20 protein-coding genes and 2 pseudogenes are annotated in these 20,983 nt (G+C 44.5%); 13 read left to right on the top strand and 9 right to left on the bottom strand.

Annotation, left to right across the window (positions count from 1 at the left end):
• A pseudogene (psaA, locus tag ACEW9J_RS18790) lies at positions 1–366 on the bottom strand (photosystem I core protein PsaA); the annotation flags it as partial.
• A 697-nt stretch (positions 367–1,063) separates the two neighbouring features.
• Between psaA and ACEW9J_RS18785 the strand changes: the two are divergent.
• On the top strand, positions 1,064–2,851 hold the full coding sequence (locus ACEW9J_RS18785) for a hypothetical protein (protein WP_373546622.1): 1,788 nt from the start codon (positions 1,064–1,066) through the stop codon (positions 2,849–2,851).
• 38 nt (positions 2,852–2,889) lie between these two features.
• Positions 2,890–3,792: a fructosamine kinase family protein gene (locus ACEW9J_RS18780; protein WP_373546621.1), complete on the top strand. Its 903-nt coding sequence runs from the start codon at positions 2,890–2,892 to the stop codon at positions 3,790–3,792.
• A gap of 15 nt (positions 3,793–3,807) precedes the next feature.
• Here ACEW9J_RS18780 and ACEW9J_RS18775 read toward each other — a convergent pair whose 3' ends face one another.
• On the bottom strand, positions 3,808–4,578 hold the full coding sequence (locus ACEW9J_RS18775; RefSeq protein ID WP_373546620.1) for an MlaE family lipid ABC transporter permease subunit: 771 nt from the start codon (positions 4,576–4,578) through the stop codon (positions 3,808–3,810).
• A 339-nt stretch (positions 4,579–4,917) separates the two neighbouring features.
• Between ACEW9J_RS18775 and glmU the strand changes: the two genes are divergently transcribed.
• Entirely contained in the window at positions 4,918–6,276 is a 1,359-nt protein-coding gene (glmU, locus tag ACEW9J_RS18770; protein ID WP_373546619.1) for a bifunctional UDP-N-acetylglucosamine diphosphorylase/glucosamine-1-phosphate N-acetyltransferase GlmU, read from the top strand.
• A gap of 120 nt (positions 6,277–6,396) precedes the next feature.
• On the opposite strand, the gene ACEW9J_RS18765 is transcribed toward glmU, so the two are convergent.
• Positions 6,397–6,564: a hypothetical protein gene (locus ACEW9J_RS18765; protein ID WP_373546618.1), complete on the bottom strand. Its 168-nt coding sequence runs from the start codon at positions 6,562–6,564 to the stop codon at positions 6,397–6,399.
• A 728-nt stretch (positions 6,565–7,292) separates the two neighbouring features.
• Between ACEW9J_RS18765 and ACEW9J_RS18760 the strand changes: the two genes are divergently transcribed.
• Positions 7,293–8,477, top strand: a complete 1,185-nt coding sequence (locus tag ACEW9J_RS18760) for an MFS transporter (RefSeq protein WP_373546617.1) — start codon at positions 7,293–7,295, stop codon at positions 8,475–8,477.
• 7 nt (positions 8,478–8,484) lie between these two features.
• Here ACEW9J_RS18760 and ACEW9J_RS18755 read toward each other — a convergent pair whose 3' ends face one another.
• Entirely contained in the window at positions 8,485–9,396 is a 912-nt protein-coding gene (locus tag ACEW9J_RS18755) for a carbohydrate ABC transporter permease (protein WP_373546616.1), read from the bottom strand.
• 87 nt (positions 9,397–9,483) lie between these two features.
• On the opposite strand from ACEW9J_RS18755, the gene truB reads away from it, so the two are divergent.
• Positions 9,484–10,383 carry a tRNA pseudouridine(55) synthase TruB gene (gene truB / locus ACEW9J_RS18750; protein ID WP_373546615.1) on the top strand — a complete coding sequence of 300 codons (900 nt, stop codon included), beginning with the start codon at positions 9,484–9,486 and terminating at the stop codon, positions 10,381–10,383.
• 88 nt (positions 10,384–10,471) lie between these two features.
• Positions 10,472–11,509 (top strand): hypothetical protein, encoded by a 1,038-nt coding sequence (locus ACEW9J_RS18745; RefSeq protein WP_373546614.1) that lies wholly within the window; start codon positions 10,472–10,474, stop codon positions 11,507–11,509.
• A 7-nt stretch (positions 11,510–11,516) separates the two neighbouring features.
• Here the strand turns inward: ACEW9J_RS18745 and ACEW9J_RS18740 are convergent, their stop codons facing one another.
• The gene (locus ACEW9J_RS18740; RefSeq protein ID WP_373546613.1) at positions 11,517–11,987 is read right to left on the bottom strand and encodes a GNAT family N-acetyltransferase; all 471 of its coding nucleotides are present in this window, start codon (positions 11,985–11,987) and stop codon (positions 11,517–11,519) included.
• A gap of 177 nt (positions 11,988–12,164) precedes the next feature.
• Here ACEW9J_RS18740 and ACEW9J_RS18735 point away from each other — a divergent pair.
• The 6 genes and pseudogenes from ACEW9J_RS18735 to ACEW9J_RS18710 form a co-directional block, all read left to right on the top strand.
• Positions 12,165–12,332, top strand: a pseudogene (locus ACEW9J_RS18735) (Uma2 family endonuclease); the annotation flags it as partial.
• Positions 12,332–12,469: a hypothetical protein gene (locus ACEW9J_RS18730; protein WP_373546612.1), complete on the top strand. Its 138-nt coding sequence runs from the start codon at positions 12,332–12,334 to the stop codon at positions 12,467–12,469. The pseudogene ACEW9J_RS18735 and the gene ACEW9J_RS18730, both read left to right, overlap by 1 nt.
• A gap of 90 nt (positions 12,470–12,559) precedes the next feature.
• The gene (locus tag ACEW9J_RS18725; protein ID WP_373546611.1) at positions 12,560–13,231 is read left to right on the top strand and encodes an ATP-dependent Clp protease proteolytic subunit; all 672 of its coding nucleotides are present in this window, start codon (positions 12,560–12,562) and stop codon (positions 13,229–13,231) included.
• Between the two features lie 165 nt (positions 13,232–13,396).
• Positions 13,397–14,050 carry an ATP-dependent Clp protease proteolytic subunit gene (locus tag ACEW9J_RS18720; RefSeq protein WP_373546610.1) on the top strand — a complete coding sequence of 218 codons (654 nt, stop codon included), beginning with the start codon at positions 13,397–13,399 and terminating at the stop codon, positions 14,048–14,050.
• A 30-nt stretch (positions 14,051–14,080) separates the two neighbouring features.
• Complete coding sequence (locus ACEW9J_RS18715; protein WP_373546609.1) at positions 14,081–14,683, top strand: ATP-dependent Clp protease proteolytic subunit; 603 nt, start codon at positions 14,081–14,083, stop codon at positions 14,681–14,683.
• A 480-nt stretch (positions 14,684–15,163) separates the two neighbouring features.
• A complete protein-coding gene (locus ACEW9J_RS18710; protein WP_373546608.1) occupies positions 15,164–16,018 on the top strand; it encodes a hypothetical protein in 855 nt (284 codons plus the stop codon).
• Between the two features lie 44 nt (positions 16,019–16,062).
• Here ACEW9J_RS18710 and ACEW9J_RS18705 read toward each other — a convergent pair whose 3' ends face one another.
• Positions 16,063–17,016: an RluA family pseudouridine synthase gene (locus ACEW9J_RS18705; protein WP_373546623.1), complete on the bottom strand. Its 954-nt coding sequence runs from the start codon at positions 17,014–17,016 to the stop codon at positions 16,063–16,065.
• A gap of 53 nt (positions 17,017–17,069) precedes the next feature.
• On the opposite strand from ACEW9J_RS18705, the gene ACEW9J_RS18700 reads away from it, so the two are divergent.
• On the top strand, positions 17,070–17,957 hold the full coding sequence (locus tag ACEW9J_RS18700) for an ion channel (RefSeq protein ID WP_373546607.1): 888 nt from the start codon (positions 17,070–17,072) through the stop codon (positions 17,955–17,957).
• Positions 17,958–18,060: 103 nt separating this feature from the next.
• Here the strand turns inward: ACEW9J_RS18700 and ACEW9J_RS18695 are convergent, their stop codons facing one another.
• From ACEW9J_RS18695 to fetB, 3 genes are all read right to left on the bottom strand, one after another.
• Positions 18,061–18,600, bottom strand: coding sequence for a hypothetical protein (locus ACEW9J_RS18695; RefSeq protein ID WP_373546606.1), 540 nt, complete (start codon positions 18,598–18,600; stop codon positions 18,061–18,063).
• Positions 18,601–18,661: 61 nt separating this feature from the next.
• Complete coding sequence (locus tag ACEW9J_RS18690; RefSeq protein ID WP_373546605.1) at positions 18,662–19,795, bottom strand: tetratricopeptide repeat protein; 1,134 nt, start codon at positions 19,793–19,795, stop codon at positions 18,662–18,664.
• A 239-nt stretch (positions 19,796–20,034) separates the two neighbouring features.
• Complete coding sequence (gene fetB / locus ACEW9J_RS18685; RefSeq protein WP_373546604.1) at positions 20,035–20,826, bottom strand: iron export ABC transporter permease subunit FetB; 792 nt, start codon at positions 20,824–20,826, stop codon at positions 20,035–20,037.
• Positions 20,827–20,983 lie beyond the last annotated feature (157 nt).

The following is a 20,983-nucleotide window of genomic DNA, read 5'->3' as shown; positions in this document are numbered from 1 at the left end:
ACCGACGATCGACCAGACGACTTGGGCACTAGGTTTGATCCCAGTTGGGTCGGTGAGCCACGCTTCATAATTGGAGAAACGAGCACCGTGGAAATACATCCCGCTCAACCATATAAAGATGATGGCGAGATGTCCGAAGTGAGCACTGAAAATCTTACGAGAAATGTCTTCCAAGTCACTGGTGTGACTATCGAAATCATGTGCGTCAGCAACAAGATTCCAAATCCACGTCGTGGTTTTTGGTCCCTTAGCTAGGGTTCGATCGAAATGACCTGGTTTACCCCACTTCTCGAACGAAGTAGGAACTGGATCTTTGTCAACGATTACCTTTACTTTTGCTTCCCGCTCTGGCGGACTAATTGTCATGAGGATTGTCCTCTCTAGACAAGGAACGAGGTGATACCCAACTGAAATGCCCGTTTCAAAAAGTGAAATGGAGCCAAAAGCCTTGTCTCGATCCCTGTGATTCCGATGGAACTTCCAGTATCGAGCCGCACTCACATCAACAAAACAAGTTTGTCTCAGCAGTACCTCTGTTGATGAATTATAAGTTGATGACCGACTGATATTCACCATTCGTTAACAATAGTTCAAAGTCGCTCTCCTAAATGCCTGGGTTGAGCTGGCTTCAGTAGAATTTATGAAAAAGTCAAGCTGAATACATTTTTTTTAAACAAAATTAACAATAGGCTCAAATCATGATGGTCAGCCGATCGAACGCGATCTTGCGGCTAGTAGCAGCTAGGATTTTCATAATACCTGGAAATTTAGCGATCGGGATTTAGTTACATATCTACATAAACAAGTATTTACATAATTGCTGTAATAAGCCGCATCGATGCTCGACTAGGAGTGACGATCGTTAACAAATCTAGGAAAAACTCCTAATAACGATCGCGATTGCCTCTCAGTCAAGAGTTACGAAAAGTAACAATTGCTCGAAACTGGATAAATTAGGATCGATCGCTAACTGGATGCCGTACACCAAGCATCAAAGCATGGAAAAATTGACCAACCCTAGTAAAATAGGCAATGCCAACTAGTAACTTGTAAAACAGAGTGGGTGTTAAGAGTGAATCTGAAGTGGAATTTAGTGTCTCGATCGATCGGGTTGTATTTGGCATTAATAGTGATGAGTGGGATCGTCGGTTGCCAAAAAGCTCCGACGGCACCCGATAACTCATTGGCAGCTAACTTCAGTAATTCCCTGACTAATACTGATGGGCCATTGACAGAAGTCAATATCCCCGCAAGCATCGCTAAACTAGCTCCGAGCTTAGACAAATTTCAACCTCAAGTCCAGATCCTCAGCCCACAACCAGACGAAATATTAGCCGACGATCGAGTCACTGTCAAATTGCAAGTCAGCGATTTACCGCTGTCGAAACATCCCGATCTAGGACTAGGCAATCATCTACATGTTATCCTCGACAAACAAACATATCGAGATGTCTACGATCTCAGTCAACCCTTAGTTTTTAAAAATTTAGCGGCTGGAACCCATACATTACGTGTATTGGCATCGCGTCCGTGGTATGAGAGCTTTAAAAATGACGGTGCATTCGATCTAGTTACTTTCCATGTGCTGACAAAAACTGCGGAAAATAATCCCGATCTACAACGCCCACTGCTGACATACCTTCGCCCGATAGGTAACTATGGTGCAGAGCCAGTTCTGCTAGATTATTACGTCACCATCCCTTCACATCCAGTAGCTAATGGGAGCGAGGATAGTTTACCTGACTGGCGAATTCGAGTCACCGTCAACGAACAGAGATTTATACTCAGTGGCACAGCCGCTCTCAAGGAGAATAGCTGGACACCACTTTACCTCCAAGGCTTTAAGCAAGGTAAAAATTGGGTGAGATTGGAATTGGTAGACGATCGCGGTAATCCAATGCCCAATGTCTATAACGATACCGTCGAGATCGTTACCTATGAACCAGCAACAACAGATCCTCTCGCTCGACTGATTCGGGGTGAGATCGATCCCAATCTGGCACTATCGCTAGTAAACCCCGATCTCATCGCCATCAAACCATCTCCGACACCTACCCCAATACCATCTGTCTTACCCACTCCCCCTCGCACACCAGTAAACATTCCGACGCCAATTTTGCCTAGTCCGATCGTCATTAAGCCTAGCCCTCCGCTCGTCATCGCTCCACGCCCTGTCATTCAACCCAGCCCTAGTCCGATTGTCATCCCACCGATCGTCAACATGCCAACTCCCAGTGTAGAGCCAGTTGAGACGCCAAAATCAGCACCAAAAATCGTCGAGCCATCTAGTTTACCTCCGCCTAATGTATCTATCAATCCTAAATCCGAGCCACAGACACAGCCTGCCATGCCAATTGTGAAGCCAATTCCCGTCAAACCGATCGCGCCTAAAGTAGGAGAATCGATCGATCTTACTCCTGAGCTAACTAATCTACCCAGCCCAGCAAAGCCTAAAGAATTACCCAGCATCGTTGCCGCACAGCAGGATGTGCCATCTGTGAACGTCATTGTCATCCCTCAAGCAGTAGTAGACGAGCTGATCTCATCTGCTCAAACATCAAATGGTGTATCTGGGACAGTCATATCGCTACCTCAGACAGTCGTAGATGAGTTGGTGGCATCTGCTCGACAACAACGTCAAACACCAGTCATAGCGGCACCCACGGCTCAAGTACTGCCAATACAGACAGAACCAACTTGGCAAACGCAAGCGATCGAGTTGTTCGATCGAGCTAGGGCTAAAATACGAGAATTCACTAATACTATTCCCGCCAAAGCCCAAAGATTCGGGCAAAATCTTCAAGTCTGGGTAGGTAAGACGATCGAGCTATTCCAAGGGCAATCGGGATAACGATCGTCAGTCATAAGTATTCAGCAGCAGGTAATAAAATGTGGAGCGAGATTGGGGCACAAATCACTCAAGTTACGGGCAAATATTTTGAGATTGTCGATCGCCAATCGATCGGCGGTGGCTGTATCAATCAGGTAGATCTAATTAGTAACGAGCCTCTGTCAAAGCCACACTCTCCCAACCAAGCTCGGTACTTAGTCAAACTCAATCGAGCATCCCTGCTGGAGATGTTTGTGGCGGAAGCGAGAGGATTGGTGGAAATATCCACAACAACCGCGATGAGAGTTCCACAACCGATTTGTACGGGGATTAGTCACGATCGGAGCTATTTGGTGCTGGAGTATTTGGATTTGGCAACCAAAGTTAGTCCTCAAGCCTGGAGCGAAATGGGACGTAATCTGGCGACGATGCACCAGTGCCAGATGAGGAGTCGATTGCAGTTTGGCTGGCATCTGGATAATACGATCGGTTCGACACCTCAAATTAATACCTGGGAAAGTGACTGGGCGATATTTTTTAGTACCCACCGCATTGGTTATCAATTGCAGCTTGCACAGAGTAACGGCGGTCATTTTCCTAAAGCAGTAGAATTGCTTGCTACCATACCCCAAATTCTGCTCGATCGTCACCCTCAACCTTCGCTGGTACATGGCGATCTGTGGAGTGGTAATGTGAGCTTTACCACTACTGGGATTCCCGTCATATTCGACCCTGCCACCTATTGGGGCGATCGAGAAGTCGATCTGGCACTAACAGAACTATTTGGGGGCTTTCCTGCCGCTTTTTACCAAGGCTACGACCAAGTTTATCCTCTAGATCCTGGCTACTCGCAGCGCAAGAATTTATACAATCTCTATCACATTCTCAATCACCACAATCTATTTGGTGGAGGTTATCAAAGTCAGGCAAATCAGACGATCGATGCTCTTTTAAGAACCTAGCTATAACAATCCGATTTAAATAGCTTTAGATCCAGCACTACCCGAACCTTGAAACATCACCCAAGATAGGAAAAAGTTAGAAATAAAAATTGCGAGTAACGAAGTCACAACCGCAGTAGTCGTCGATTGTCCGACACCTTTGGCACCGCCTGTAGTCGTCAATCCCCAACTACAGCCAATAATCGCAATCAACGCCCCAAAACAAACTGCTTTAATCGGTGCGCTGCAAATATCCCAAACATTCAAAAAATTGCGAGCGGAGTCCAAAAATATGCGGATTGGCAACCCAAAGATATTAGTAGCAATTATTAATCCACCGATCATCCCAGCGACAATCGAGACGATCGTCAATAACGGCAACATAATACAGCAAGCTATCACGCGAGGAATCACCAAATAATCGACAGGATCGGTTTTGAGGATATAGAGTGCATCGATTTGTTCGCTGACTTTCATCGTGCCAATTTCTGCGGCAAATGCCGAACCGACTCTTCCGGCTAAAACTACCGCTGTCAGTACGGGCGCAAGTTCGCGAGTCAGTGCCAGCGAAAGCACACCGCCGACAATCTGTCCCGCACCGATATTAATAAACTCACGTGCTACCTGAATCGTAAACACCATGCCAATCGTAGTAGCTGTCACTAGCGCAATTAGGAGTGATTCTGGCCCAACTAAAGCCATTTGCTCGATAATGTTTGGATAGTTGAATTTGCCTCTGAGCATGTGAACAATGACTTGTCCGCTGAGGAAAATGGCTGCAATGAACCGTCTAAACCACAAACTCATATCAATTCTAGATTATCGATCGTTAGTAATACAATTATTCCGTAACGTGAGGCATTTAATCGCAAACTGAATTTACGCTCGTGAGTTTGGTGCTGCTGTCAATGTATCGCAATTTTCGAGGTGAGACATTACTTCAGTAAGTAGAAAAATCGATTGGGACGAGCGAGTATCGACGATTTTTGATTCATATTGCCAAAGATATCAGCCTCAAGCACAGGCTCTGTGAACTATTAGTCGCGCCAATGCAGCGCAACTTTATCAAAGATCGCATCCATAGCTCAGACAATGGGGTATTTTAAGAGAGGCTATATTTAGTTTCTTGCAGTATCAGTTATATCTATGGTAGCAGTAGCAATTCTAGCAGCGGGCAAAGGCACGCGAATGAAATCGGACTTACCCAAAGTATTGCACTTACTGGGAGGACGATCGTTAGTCGAACGAGTATTAATTAGTTGTGCAGATCTTCAGCCAGAGCGGCAACTGGCGATCGTTGGTTATCAAGCTCATCGAGTCAAAGAAGCAATGCTCCACTATCCCGATCTAGAGTTTGTCGAACAAACCCAACAACTAGGAACTGGACATGCAGTGCAACAATTACTTCCCCATCTAGCTGACTTTGAAGGAGATCTAATCGTATTAAATGGAGATGTCCCTCTTCTACGCCCCGAAACCCTAAAAGCACTCTTGCAGACCCACCAACAGCATCAAAATGCTGCAACGATACTAACTGCCCAAATCTCTAATCCGCAGGGCTACGGACGAGTATTCTGCGATAGTAACGATTTGCTCAAGGAAATTATTGAAGATCGGGATTGCACCGATACCCAACGTCAGAATCAGCGAGTAAATGCCGGGATATATTGCTTTAATTGGCAGAAACTTCAGACAGTTTTGCCCCAACTACAGAGCAATAATAGTCAGCAAGAATATTACATCACCGATGCCGTCAATTTCCTCTCGCCAGTAATGGTATACGATGTGCCTGACGATCGAGAGATTTTAGGCATTAACGATCGGCGTCAACTAGCCACTGCCTATCAAATCCTTCAATCGCGGATCGTCGATAATTGGATGGCAGCAGGGGTGACAATGATCGATCCTGGCAGCATCACGATCGATGATACTGTCAGCATTGGTGTAGATACAATTATCGAACCCCAAACCCATCTACGCGGAAATACTACCATCGGTAGTGGTAGCCGCATTGGCCCTGGTACGACGATTGAAAATAGCTCCATTGGAGATCGTGTCAAGGTGATGTATTCAGTCGTTGTGGATAGCTCGATCGGGCATGATGCTAATATTGGCCCCTTCGCTCACATCCGTCAACAGGCACAGGTGGGCGCAGCTTGTCGGGTAGGTAACTTTGTGGAACTAAAAAAGAGCACCCTCGGCGATAATACCAATGTTGCTCATTTATCATATTTGGGCGATGCAACTATCGGCACGCAAGTTAATATCGGTGCAGGGACGATCGCTGTTAATTATGATGGTAAACACAAGCATCAAACTACCATCGGCAACTTTGCGCGGATTGGCTCCAATAACACCCTAGTCGCACCTCTAAATATTGGTGCTCACGCGACCACAGCAGCGGGTTCTACCATTGTCAATGATGTGCCGGATGACTGTCTAGCCATCGCGCGATCTCATCAAACTATTAAACCTGGTTGGCGACCAAAATGGCACCAAGACTAGTTGAATTGGTGAAAATTGACTAGAGCTACGGCAGATTTGGGATGCGTAGATCGGTTGAATGGGATTTATACTATCAGATCGCCGCTAAAAGCCGCTCTCAAATCTTGCTAACTGCTCATCTTAGACATCTTGACTAAAAGAACTAGCGATCGTACTAATACTATTCAGACAAAATCTAGCACCGATCGAACACCAAAACCACAATACGAGTAGGGCAATCTTCCCAACTTCGATGACTAATGGTGACTGAGGTGAAATACTCACAGGTGGAGTGCAATCTGCACTCATTGTCGAACTACTGACAATCGGTAATCCGCTTACTTCGAGCCTTTCGATCTTGAGATTGGAGCATCCAAACCCGTTGCCAGTAGGTGGTTTTGGTTGGACTAAAGGACTTATGACTAAGGTAGAACTAGAATGACGACGTTGTATTATATATGATTCACAGCAATCGGAAACAAATCGGGGTAGGGAGCGGAAGTCGAGCGGGCGGATTAAGTCAACAACTGTTCTGGATTAGCCGTTCGCTTTGAAATTAGAGTTAAATTTATAGTTAGCTCGATCGTCAGCTAGTCGGCATTATTGCAGGTGCAACCACGAAAAATTTACTCTGATGCAGTTTAGTCTAATCGAAACTGGCACAATTATTAATCCGAAAATCCTCGGATCTACCAAACTAGGTCTGGAGCTGTCATCAGTGTTTATACTTAGATAAGTATGATTTACTGCTAACGATGAGATAAATAGATCGACAAAATCAAAGATTGAGTTAGCTCCTGAGATGATGTTTTGAAAGTTATCTGTAATCTATCCAATGGATGTAGATACCTCTCAATCCCACTTTAGAAAAGGGTTTGAGACTCTAGCTGCCTCGCCTAGGTTTTGAATGAACACACGATCGAGCAAACCGTCTAGCGATACGTATGCGAACGTTTACAGCGTGATTTCAGTCGCTTTTAAAGAAAGCTATCGAATCACGCACCCCTTTTCCCGCTTAATTCTCTATTTCAAATTCAATGAATCGCAGCTTCTGGATTATTGCGCTAATTAATTTAATCAACTCACTGAGTTTTACAATTCTCATCCCCACGATTTATCAATACGGGCGAGAGTTTCATCTTAGTGATATTGAGACTAGCTTTCTATTTGCGATTTATTCGATCGCTCAATTTTTTGCCACCCCAATTATCGGTAAGTTATCCGATAGGTTTGGAAGAAGACCATTATTAATTATTAGTTTAGTAGGAACAGTGATTGGCAATCTTCTTGCTGGTACAGCACCCAATGCCGCAGTGTTATTTTTCGCTCGTTTTCTAGATGGGATTACTGGCGGGAATATCTCAGTTGCTCAAGCAGTGATTTCTGATGTTACGACTCCTGAAAATCGAGCTAAAGGTTTTGGAATCTTTGGAGCATCATTAGGATTAGGCTTTGTACTGGGGCCAGTTTTAAGTTTAGTCGCCCAACAAAGATCGCTAGGGACAGCATTTATAGTATCATCCGTAGTTGCTGCGATCGCTTTAATTTTAACGATATTTTTCTTACCAGAAACACTAACTCAAAAAGTAGTTACTGATGCGAATATTTTCGACCTAGGTTTACGAGATTTAGTTAAAGGATTAACTTTTCCGAAGGTGGGAATACTGTTTATTATCAATCTGTGCGTCGGTACAACATTCAGCTTATTTACATTTGCGTTTCAACCATATTATCTGGAGGTACTACACCAAGATACCAAATCTTTGACTATATTATTTTTCGCGATCGGTATTGTTGGAGTTTTGGTACAGATTCTCGGTGTAAAGCTACTGACTAAATATCTGAGCTTAGTTAAGATTATGTTCTTAGGTTTATTCTTTAGGAGTCTGTCATTTTTATTAATGCCAGTAATTCCCAATATTTATTTTTTCCTAGTCATCGGGATGATTTTTTCCTTATTTAATTCATTAGTTCAGCCAATGATTAGTACACTAATCTCTCTGAATACTCGTCCAGAAGAACAAGGTAAAATGTCTGGATTAAATGCTTCATATTTAAGTGCGGCTAATGGAATCGGCCCGATTATTGCTGGGCTGATGGTAAATCAAAAAAATCCGTCAACTTACGGCTATCCATTGTATGTAGCAGGTATTTTTACATTTATCGTCTTATTCTACGCCGTTCGTAATCGTCGTAAATTTATACCAAAAATGGTTGGATAAATATTTATTATTCTTGAGTCCAATTTTGTAACTGTAAATAGACCAATACTGACGTAAAAGCAAGCAATACCATCGCAGCGGCAGCGGCATAACCAAAATCGAACCGAGCAAAAGCTCGCTCGTAAATATAGTAAACGAGTAGGTTTGTCGAATTAAGTGGCCCACCGCCAGTAATAATATATACTTGCTCGAAACTTTTGAGTGTAAAAATTGTGGTAGTAATCGCTGCGAAAATTAATGGAGACTGAATTCCAGGTAATGTAATGTAGCGAAACTGTTGCCAATCATTTGCCCCATCGAGTTCGGCAGCTTCGTAGCGATTAATCGGGATAGCTTGCAATCCAGCTAAAAATACAACGAGATTAAACCCAATTTGTTTCCAAACACTCAAAACAATAATTACAGGCATTGCCCAGACAGAATCACTCAACCAGGAGATCTTGGCAATCCCGAAATTATTCAGCAAACTATCGATCGCACCATCGGTTTGGAATAGCCAGCGAAAACCCAATCCCGCAGCAACTAATGAGACGATCGATGGAATAAAATAAATAGTGCGAAATATACCTGTAAATAATAAATTTCGATTGAGCAACACAGCTAAACCCAGCGGGGTAATGATACTAGGAATTACTGTCCCGATCGTAAAATAAATAGTATTGCCAATAACCTGCCAAAAGTCTGGACTAAGTAATAAGCGAAGGTAATTACCCACTCCCACCCAATGCACACCCGCACGCGTAAAACTCCCGCCTGTAAAACTTAGATAGCCCAAATAGACGATCGGGAAAACCAAGAAAATACCCAATAATACTAAGGCTGGTAATAAAAATATCCCCGCTGCAATACCCTCTCGATCGAGTAAAGCTGTAAAACTATCTGAAAAATGATATTTGGACTCATGCTTACGGATAGTCATAGTGAATAATTAAATATCTAGCGATCGAGAAGTGACGATCGGGTTATGGTTAATAGTAACGTAATCGCTGAGAGTGACTAAGTACCTGTGGACGGATTTATCAACTTAAAGAAATTGCCAGACTGGACTTCACATGACTGTGTTGCCAAAATTCGCCGGATTTTGCAGACGAAAAAAGTCGGACATGGCGGGACATTAGATCCGGCGGCGGTAGGAGTACTCCCGATCGCGATCGGCAAGGCAACTCGGCTATTACAATATCTACCGGAGGGGAAAGCATATCGCGCTGTAATTCGGTTTGGTGTGCAAACGACAACAGACGATCTCGAAGGCGATATTGTCTACTCCGAGCCAGTAACAGATCTGACAATCGCCCAAATTCAAGCAGTAATTCCGGAATTTATCGGTGAAATCATCCAAACTCCACCGATGTATAGTGCCATTCAAGTAAATGGACAAAGATTGTATAAACTCGCACGAGCGGGAGAAGTGGTGGAAGTACCCACCCGTCAAGTCAAGATCGATAGTATCGATCTTCTCAATTGGACACTTGGAGATTTTCCCGAAGTTGAGGTGCAGATTACTTGTGGTGGCGGCACATATATTCGCTCGATCGCCCGCGATTTGGGCGATAGACTAGGCACTAAAGGAGTTTTGGCATTTTTAGAACGAAATGCTAGTTGTGGCTTCCAATTGGCAGACAGCCTCACTCTGGAAGAGTTAGAGCAACAGCAGCAAGCAGGAACCTTTACGCCAATGCTCCCAGAGCGAGGATTAGCCCATTTGCCTACAGCCACCCTGACAACGGCGGAGTCAGTCAAAGCGTGGAGCCAAGGAAAACGGCTACCGCTCGATGAACTTACCCTCACATTCCCATCGGGATCGATCGGTTATGTCAAAGTGATGGGAGTAGAGCGGTGCTGGGGAATTGGCGAGATTCAATCTAATCTACAACACATATTAGTTCCTAAAGCAGTGCTGCTTTGAGCATTAATGTTATGATTACTTGCCGATGACTGCGATCGACAGCAATAATTGTTTTGTAGTTATTTCCAAATTATATTGAGGACGATCGATGACTGCTTCACCCGATTCTAATCCAGATCTCGAACTGATAGCGGCTCTGGACAACCCCGATCTGAGCTTCGACTTACCCGATCCTGAGGATGAAGCAGTCGGCGACTTCGATTTTCGGCAACGAGTTGATGATGCGTGGGTGGTATGCGATCGTTTCGATCTCCAGACAGAGATCTGGCGGGGTAGAATTTTACGTGCAGTCCGCGACAAAGAGAAAAAAGGCGGCGACGGACGCGGACAAGGTTTTTTGAACTGGCTCAAAGATCGGGAACTGAGCAAGAGTCAAGCTTACGCCTGGATCGAACTCGCCAATAGTGCCGATACCTTGCTCGAAAATGGCGAACTCTCTCCCTCCGCACTCAATAACTTTAGTAAACGTGCCTTTGTCGAAACCGCCAAATCGTCCCCAGAAGTCCAACAGTTAGTCACCGATGCCGCCGAAAGAGGCGATCGGATCACCCGCCGCGAAGTCCGCCAACTATCCGATGAATGGATGGCAATGAGTTCGGATCTCATCCCCGATGAAGTCAAAGAACAAGCCGCCGCTGGAGCCACACCACCGCGCTTCATCGCCCCATTAGTCAAAGAAATGGAGAAACTACCCGAAGCGCATCAACTCGCCATCCGCGAAGAAATAGCCGCCAATCCCGATGTCGATAATATCAAGCTCGTCACCAGCAATGCCCGCAGTTTGTCAAAATATCTCGATGCTGGCGCACAGGTGCAAGTTTTGAATGATTCTAAAGTCGATCTCGCCACCGCGCTCGAAGAAGCCATGCGCGTCGGATGTCTCCCTGTCGCCGCCGATGTGCTCAAACAAGCAGCTCAACTAGAGCAAACGATGACCAAATTCTATCTAACCTGGAAACGCTTGGGCAGCTTGGTAGATAGATTGTATGTCGATACAGGTGCCAGTACGCCCAACTTGCGATCGCTCATCGCTTGCGTCGAACGTCTCTCTAGCGAAATCGTCGAAGTTCCCCTCGATGATAGCGGTGAAAATTCAATCCGACTGCGGGTAATGACGGGAGAGTAAGATAAGCTCACAACACACATGCTAGCTTCTCCTCATTCAATTGTTGAAAGCCCTGGTGTTGATAAAATCTTTGGGCGCGATCGTTTTGGAGATGAACACTAGTATCGATCCGTAGCACACTGCGATCGCGTAACTCTTGTTTCAACTCTTGCAATAAAATCGAGCCGATTCCCCGTCCTTGTTTTGAACTAATGACAAAGAAATCATCTAGCTTGGCAACCATCCCCCCAATCGCCGTAGAGATCGCCAAGCAGACGATGCAGACACCAGCAGGGTCGCCCTCATCATAAGCTAACCATACAAAACCAAATTCCGGTCGTTGTAAAAATAGATCCAATGCCTTGTCTAGTGCTGCTGCTCCTCCCGCACCATAAGCAGCACTGCTATCGAGATAATATTCATCCTCACACAAGAAAGAACGCAAGAGACTAAAAGCATCCTCACGCAATTCGATCGTCATTCTTTGGCATTCAATCATTTAGTCACTCCCATCTCGATCGCTCTGTTATTAATTCGCTCTCTGTGGCTTTACCGTTCTATTTTAGCTAGAGAAGAAGTAACACAAGCGAAACATAACACTAGACGATCTTCATCGAAATAGGTGCCATCGAGCCTTGAGGCATAATGTAAGTAAGACTTTTGGAGCATGTCGCGAATGGTTCAGACCCCAATTAGACAAATTACCCTTGAAGAGTTCCTCGATCTGCCAGATACCAAGCCAGCGAGTGAATATATCGACGGCGAAATTATTCAGAAACACATGCCCCAAGGACAACATAGTATTCTTCAGCTCGAACTTGGGATGGAAATCAATCTGTATTTGTGCTAGTTGCAAACCAAGCATTACAGATTCTGGAAGAACCCAGTGCTATTCTGCCCGTTCCAGAGTTTGCAGCAGCAATTGAGCTTACGGTAGAGCAGTTATTTAGCTGGATGAAGAAAAAATCTCAACCTGAGTAGTCACAGCTAATCGGTTATCAACCCAACCGCCATCAGCCGCTGACAAGTTAACATAGATACATAATTAATGCGCTTTGGTGGAATAACGATATGGTTCAGTCCCAATATTACGGCGGCGATAGCTACTACCGGACACCGCCACCAGATTTACCCTCATTGCTATTGAAAGAGCGGATCGTCTACATGGGTGGACCGCTGGTATCGTCCGATGACTACAAGCGGCAAATGGGCTACGATCCTACCAAATTGTTGATCGCCCAACTGTTATATCTCCAATTTGACAATCCTGACAAACCGATTTACTTCTATATCAACTCCACAGGGACATCTTGGTATACTGGCGACTCGATCGGGTTTGAAACAGAAGCCTTCGCCATTTGTGATACCCTCGGCTACATTAAGCCTCCCGTCCATACCATCTGTATCGGACAGGCAATGGGCACCGCTGCCATGATTTTAGCCGCCGGGACAAAAGGTTGTCGTGCGAGTCTACCCCATGCCACGATCGTCCTCAACCAGCCTCGCAGTGGCGCACAGGGACAAGCCAGCGACATCCAGATTAGAGCCAAGGAAGTCTTGGATAATAAGACTGCAATCCTCGATATCTTTTCACACAGTACCGGACAATCGGCTGAAAAAATTGCCAAAGATACCGATCGAATGTTGTACATGACTCCTCCAGAAGCCAAGGAATACGGCATCATCGATATCGTCCTCAACAGCGTCAAAGATCTACCTACTCCGATGCCTGCATTAGTGTAAAAGTACATCATTAGCACACAAAGGGACGTAGATCGGAAGGTCGGTATTAAGTTTGAAACCCAGGCGGTAGTTTGGTCGGATCGCCTGACCTACGGCTGTCAACACTTCGGCTTCGCTCAGTGCAAGCTGTCAACTGTAAACTGTCAACTGTCAACTGATTTAACTATGTCTGTCGATCGGATTTTAAAAGTACCTTATAACTTACCTGGAAGTTCTGCTTGGCAGTGGATTAACATCTACACGCGGATGAGTCAGGAACGGATTATCTTTCTCAATCAGCCGATTACTGATGGACTGGCAAATAGTATGGTGTCATCGTTGCTGTACCTAGAGTCAGTCGATAACACCAAACCTATTTATCTCTATATCAACTCCCTCGGCGATCCTGTTGCCGCAGGGATGGCGGGTGTAGAAGTCGGGATGATGTCGGTGATGGCTGGATTGGCGATCTACGATACCATCAAGCACATCAAGTCAGAGGTATACACGATTTGTCTGGGGCAAGCAATGGGAATTGCGACACTATTACTATCTGCTGGTGCTCCAGGCAAACGAGCGAGTCTACCCAATGCCACGATCGCACTGATGCCCAATCGGGCTGGTACTCGCGGACAAGCCTCGGATATCATCGTCAATGCTGCCGAAATTTTAGCCAAGAAATCAACAATCGTTGATGTATTTGCTGAAACGACGGGTCAAACTTCCGAAAAAATCCTGGCAGATAGCGAACGGATGTTTTATATGACTGCCCATGAAGCGCAAGCATATGGACTGATCGATCGAGTCCTCGAAAGCACCAAAGAACTTCCAGTTCTCTAGTAACCTCTCTACCCTCCCCCCCTCATTACTATGTCAATCGGCGTTCCTAGCGTTCCTTATCGTTTGCCTGGTAGTTCTAACGAGCAGTGGATTAATATCTACGATCGATTATTTCGCGAACGGATTATCTTTCTATTTGAAGAAGTTGATGCTGGTATGGCAAATGCGATCGTCGCTTATATGCTGTATTTAGACTCGGAAGACTCCAGTAAACCAATCTATCTTTACATCAACTCTCCTGGTGGTGAAATCACCGCAGGGATGGCAATTTATGACACGATTCAACATATCAAGTCAGAAGTAGTCACTATTTGTGTAGGTTTAGCCGCTTCGATGGGTGCTTTCCTGCTAGCTGCTGGCAGCCCTGGCAAGCGTCTAGCACTACCCCACGCGCGGATTATGATTCACCAACCTTTAGGTGGTACCGGACGGATGCAGGCATCTGATATTCAAATCGAAGCCAAGCATATTCTGGAAACACGGACTCTGCTCAATCAATTGATGGCAGATCGATCGGGGCAAACATTGGAACAGATCGAAAAAGATACCGATCGAGATAACTTTATGTCAGCAGCAGAAGCTATGGCTTATGGATTGATCGATAAAGTTGTTGAAACTGCCAACGTTCGTTAATTTCGATTTTCTACTAACTTAATCCTTATTCTCGGCGGCATAGCCACTCCCCTGGAGCATAGAGAATAGGGATTTTGTTTAGGTTCATAAATCGAAGATCTTCAACTAAACAAAGCAGTTCATTAGAACTATTATTTAAGTGGGGTAATTAAAATCATTAAATAATGCCAAAATGTTCGATTTAGTGTAAACTACAACACAGAAACAAGTACGCTAATTAATCAAGATACTAAGTGGCTTGAGTACTGGCTGTTCAACAGCTCCAGCTTTTGTTATTAAGGTGTAAGCCTAAAATATATAAGTGCTTAATTTCTTTCTCCATTGCTCAGAGCTTAGTAGCTAAAGATCCAACCAGATCTATAACTTTAGGTTGCTGGAGAGATTAGTACTTATCTATTAGTTGTTCGGCCGCGATCGCAGTTACTAGTCAAGCGAATGTGCTTAGTTGCGAACGGGGGGTACCAAGGATTCCATTTTTCAATGAATCAATTTCACCAAAACTTTATTATCAGAGTAGTCGATCTCTACGGCTTAGAACTTGATGGCGATCGAATCGATACCCTAGTCGAAGCTTGGTTACAAAAATACGATCCGAGCTGGATCGTCAAAGCGATCGTTGAGTCTCTTTATCGGGGACGGTACAAGATCAAGTCTGTCGATAATATTCTTAAAGATTGGCACCGACTAGGTAAACCGCGCCACAATTTTACACCTGAATATGAGCGAGAAATTTTACAAAATTTGCCAGATCCGATCGATATACCCGTAGCGATCGTCCTTATACCGTCATCGTCACCAGATGTTGGCTTATCTCCAGTAGAACAACCTCAGTGGCAAAGTAGTGTCCCAGAAGCATCGGACACTCAACTTGCAACACATCAACCACCGCTCGTCAGTTGTGAAAATCTCGATCCAGAAGAGTCAGCCCCCTTTGGACGTCATCATCACTCAAGCAATTGTCAACTAGATCGTCCACAAGTTGAGATCGCAGTTGTAGAGACTGCTAACTCAGAATCGCCCTCGATTGAAGACTCTGAGGAAGATCGCGATCGCAGCTTATTTAGATCGTTACCACAATTATCTTCAGGGATACTCAAGGGAAAACCCGCCAATGGGAATGGCAAAGGTGGCGATCGATCGCATCGGATCGTCACCCAACCAGTCAAGCATCATTTGTTTAGCACTCTCAAAGCGATCGTCGATCCAAATCATCAGCAGGGAGTAGCAGCTTGTCATTCAGTCTGTCTGCCACTATATGTGATGAAGCCTAATTCTCCTCAGATTAGACAATTCCAACCTCCGCTCGAACATCCGAGCGAGGAACAATGTTTGTGAATTTATTTGTAAATTGTAAGTAACAATAACTTTCCAAATATCCTCTAACGATTGCGGAGCACTTGTAATAAGGTTAAAAAATAGCTGGGAATAGGTGCAGTAACACTAATCAATTCCCCTGTATGTGGATGGATTAATTGCAAGTGCCAAGCATGGAGAGCTTGCCCTGGGAGATTGACGCCGATCGATCTACCCGAACCGTAAACAGGATCGCCGACGATCGGATGTCCCATTTTGGCAGCATGAATGCGGATTTGATGAGTTCTGCCAGTTTCGAGCCGAAATTTAATTAAGCTAAAACTTCGCAATCTTTCTTCGATCTGCCAGTGAGTCACCGCAGTTTTACCACCTTGTTCGATCGGTAAGACGGTATTTCTGAGCCGATCGACTGGATGACGTCCGACAGGTAGATCGATCGTCCCGCTCTCTACCTTGGGTGTGCCGTAGACTATCCCCAAATACTCTCGCCTAGCAGTTTTAGCCTGAAGCTGTTGTTGGAGGTGCTGGTGGGCGAAATCGGTCTTAGCCATGACGATCGCACCAGTGGTATCCTTGTCTAAACGGTGAACGATACCTGGACGCTGAACCCCGCCGATACTGGAAAGGGGACAATGAGCGAGTAAGGCATGAACTAGAGTACCCGTACTATGTCCGGCGGAGGGGTGAACCACCATCCCAGCGGGTTTGTTGACAATCAGTAGATACTCGTCTTCATACAGGATCTCTAGCGGAATGGCTTCAGGAATGAGATCGAGTGGCTCAGGATCGGGGATGTGGATACATACTCGATCGCCAGATTTCAATTTATATTTTTTATCATCACATACCCGATCGGCGATTTGAATGTGCCCTAGGGCAATTAGTTTTTGCCAACGCGATCGAGAAAAATCTGGCAATTGCAGACTCAGCCAGAGATCGAGCCGAGGTTCGGAACGATCTTCAGCTTCGACAATTAGTTCTATGGATTGCCGATGGTCGATCGAGCTGCCATCAATCATCGGTAAATTATCTGTCTCAATTGCATTCACTAAATTCATCTAAATCGATCGTTATGAAAAACAAACTTCGTCATTATCGTACCGTGCGGATTGAAAATCAGGATGGTAGATTTACGATCCGTGGTATGGGTAAATGGTACCACCAGTGGCGCGACCCTTACCATTTACTCCTAACTATTCCTTGGGTTGGGTTTGCGGGGATTGTATCGATCGCGTATCTATTGCTGAATGCGTTGTTTGCATTGGCGTATTTAGCTGGGGGTGATAGCTTGGAGGGGGCAAAACCTGGTTCTTTTAGTGATGCCTTCTTTTTTAGCGTTCAAACTTTGGCTTCGATCGGGTATGGGGCAATTCATCCTAAGACATTTTATGCTAATTCGATCGTCACGCTCGAATCGATCGCTGGTTTGTTATTAATTGCGGTATTAACTGGACTAGCTTTTGCGAGATTTTCTCGCCCGATCGCCAAAGTATTATTTAGTCAATTTATCCTGATTACCACCCACAATCGTCAGCCTACGTTAACGTTCCGAGTTGCCAACGAACGGCATAATTTCATCTTAGAAGCTACTGCTCAGATGTATCTAATTATAGATGAATTAACTGATGAGGGAGCATTTATGCGGCGGATTCACGAACTTAAATTAATGCGCCATCGCACTCCTAGTTTAGTCCTCACTTGGACGATTATGCACTCGATCGATTCAGATAGTCCACTCTACGGTTTGACAGCTAGCGATCTAGAACAACGTCACGCGAATATTAGTATCTTAGTTGGTGGTGTCGATGAGACTGTTGCCTACACGATCACTGCTCGGCATGTTTATGCTACCGAAGACATTTTATTCGAGCATCGGTTTGAGGATATTATCTACACTTCAGAGAATGGAGATCGCTACTTTGATTATAGTCGCTTTCATCAAGTCCAACCGCTCGATTGAGGTCGTAAGCATGGGCTATTTAGCTGTACTAATTTGAGGAACAATTCTCTATTTATATATTCTTCTTATCTCTTTTATCTATAAATTTTTTCTTACTAAAAAATTATAGCTTTAGTCTTTGGCCTAGCGTCTTTGAAACAGAATCAACAAATTGAAACCAATAGTCTGAATAAAAGTATGCTGGTAAATCAATGGGTGGCTGTACATACAAATGGTGTACGTACAACCCTGCACTCATCCCTAATAATTGCCAACTAACAATCAGGAGGAAACCGATTGATTTACTCCACCCCTTAACTTTTAAGTCTAAACTGACTAATAATCCAGCGGTACATAATACGACAGCATCTACAAAGAATTGGAGCCAAGTTAATAAAATTACGGAGCCAATACTTGCTAAAATTATGAGAATAAATGCTCTTGTATCTGTCTTGAAAAAGCCACCAAAACTCAATGACACGCTGCGGCTGGGGTAGCTCACAAACCCGCCGAGAATAACTACCCCAATAGCACACATCCACCACACTACTCGATCGCTAGTCCACTCATACAGCAACCAGCCAAAAGTAGTATAAGTCAAAAACAATAGTAACAAAGAAGTCCACGGTAATTTAGGCGTAGAAGATGTTTGACGATCGAACACGATAAGTTAAGACTTCAAAAGATTAATACAAGTCTATAATATCCTAAAAATTAGTTATTAATTATTTCTGGTTTTGAAGCTGCCAGACTAAGTTAAGTGCATCATCAGAGCTTTTTTTATTACCTTGCTGCTGATATAACTCCGCTGCCATCTTGAAATCGCTCGTGGCACCCGATCGATCTTTGAGAGACTGACGCGCCGCAGCCCGATTGTAATAAGCTTCCGCTGCATCAGGCGTAATCTCGATTGTTTTACTAAAGTCAGTAATTGCTGCCTGAAAATTGTTTAATTTGATGCGGTTTAGTCCACGATTATTATAAGCAAAAGCATAATCGGGCTTGAGTTGGATTGTTTTATCATAATCAGCAAGTGCGCCTACATAATCCCCAGTTTTTCGACGGATATTAGCACGATTGTAGAAACTAGGATAATAACTAGAGTTGAGAGAGATCGCTCGACTGTAATCAGCTATCGCTCCTTTATTATCACCTAGTTCCGATCTCGTCCAGCCCCGATTGTTATAAGCGAGATAATAATTAGAGTTCACTCTAATCGCTGAATCATAGTCGGCGATCGCACCTCTATTATCACCCGATTTGTATTTAGCTAAACCACGGTTGAGATAAGCTTCAGCTCGATCGGGTTTAATTTTAATTGCTTGAGAAAAATTAGTAATCGCTCCGGCTAAATCTCCTGATTGGATCAGATTTCCCCGATTGAGATAGGCATCGACATAGTTAGGATTAAGCTGAATTACTCGATCGAGATCGCCGATCGCTCCCTGCTTATCACCGATTTTTTCTTTAGCAACCGATCGATTAAAATAACTAGATAGATTTTGAGGATTTAATTGAACGACTCGATCGTAGTCATCGATCGCCTTTTGGCTATTACCAGAGAGATCGTAGGCAATTGCTCGATTGTAGAAAGCTTTCTCAAAATTAGGCGCGATTTGAATCGCATTTGAAAAATCAGCGATCGCACCAGGATAGTCTTTATTTTTAAACTTTTGATTGCCTGCGGCTACAAGATTGTTAGCTTGCTGTTGAGGATTTTGATTTTGGGCAAGCCTGTCGATATTTCCAGGCGTAGGCTGGAGTAAAGTATTAGCACTAGCATTGTCCCAACTAGCGATCGAAGTAGTAAAAAGCATCGCGATCGGCGCAATAGCTGTAAAAATAATAGGTAACTTCATAATTAAGGGCTTGAATCGAATCAAGGATAAAAATATACAGATATAAGCTAAATTATGTCTTACATTGCCGATCGAACACCAGCGTAATTTACGTGCATTCTTATTGTAGCGTGAGTTAGATCTGGCAGATGGTAATCCTATGTGAGTTTCACTTGATATTGACTCGGAGGATCGATCGGGTTCGCGCCCGCCATCTAAGGGTCAAACTACCGACCTAGGATCGGCTACAATTGCTTAACTTAACGATCGGCGATCGATTGCAGTTGCGCGTATTTATTAAAGTAACGGTTGGCAATACCACTAGTTACGAGGAGCGCGGCAATAGTATTACTTGCCATCACGGCGAACAAAACCACAATCTGATATCCAGCGGCATTTACAGGTTGAACATCAGCAAGTAATTCCCCTGACAAAAATCCAGGAATCGCGACTAAACCCGCTACCATCAAAGTATCGATTGTAGGCAATAAAGCGGATTTGACGGCTACTTGACGATAAGATGCGATCGCTTGAGCGGGAGTTGCACCTAAGCTCAGATGAGTTTCAATTTCTGCTTGATGTCGATCGATTTCACTAATTAAGCGTTCTCCCGCAACTGCCGTGTTATTGAGCAGATAACCCAGACAGATCCCCACTACAGCCAGTAAATATTGAGGTTCATACCAATTAGTAGGCTTAATCACCACCAAAATTGTGTACCCAACGGCGATAATTAGCCCCGTCAAGATAGCTCCACCGACAATCGGGAGCAAACCTTTCATGCGATCGCCAATCCGGTTACTCGCGGCAATTGTCGTCGCGATCGCGATCGCACAAATTCCCCCTACAGTTACTAGGGGAGTGTTTAATTGCCAGATTATTTGCAATCCAAAACCCATCACCAATAATTGCAGGATCGATCGAGCGGCTGCCAGAGCCATTTGTCCGGCTAATCCCACTCGTTGCCATTGTAACAGCCCGATCGAGATGGCAATTAAACCAAATGCCCAAGCCAAATCTAGTAAATCTAATACATGTGGAGGATTATTCATGAACGGGAGATAGGTTGGGCGTAGCTAAGGGATGGGGGAGTGCGGTTGTACTGGTAGAGCGACGTGAGGAAAAAGAGAGTCAAAACGTTGATTGACCCAAGCAACGCGAAGGATCAGTAAATGATTGAAACCTGACTCACTCCAACGCATCCCAACA

Origin of the sequence: Chamaesiphon sp., from assembly GCF_041737865.1 — a bacterium.
Classification (GTDB): Bacteria; Cyanobacteriota; Cyanobacteriia; order Cyanobacteriales; family Chamaesiphonaceae; genus Chamaesiphon.
The sequence above is the reverse complement of the archived record's forward strand: the minus strand, read 5'-3'. Positions and strand labels throughout refer to the sequence as shown.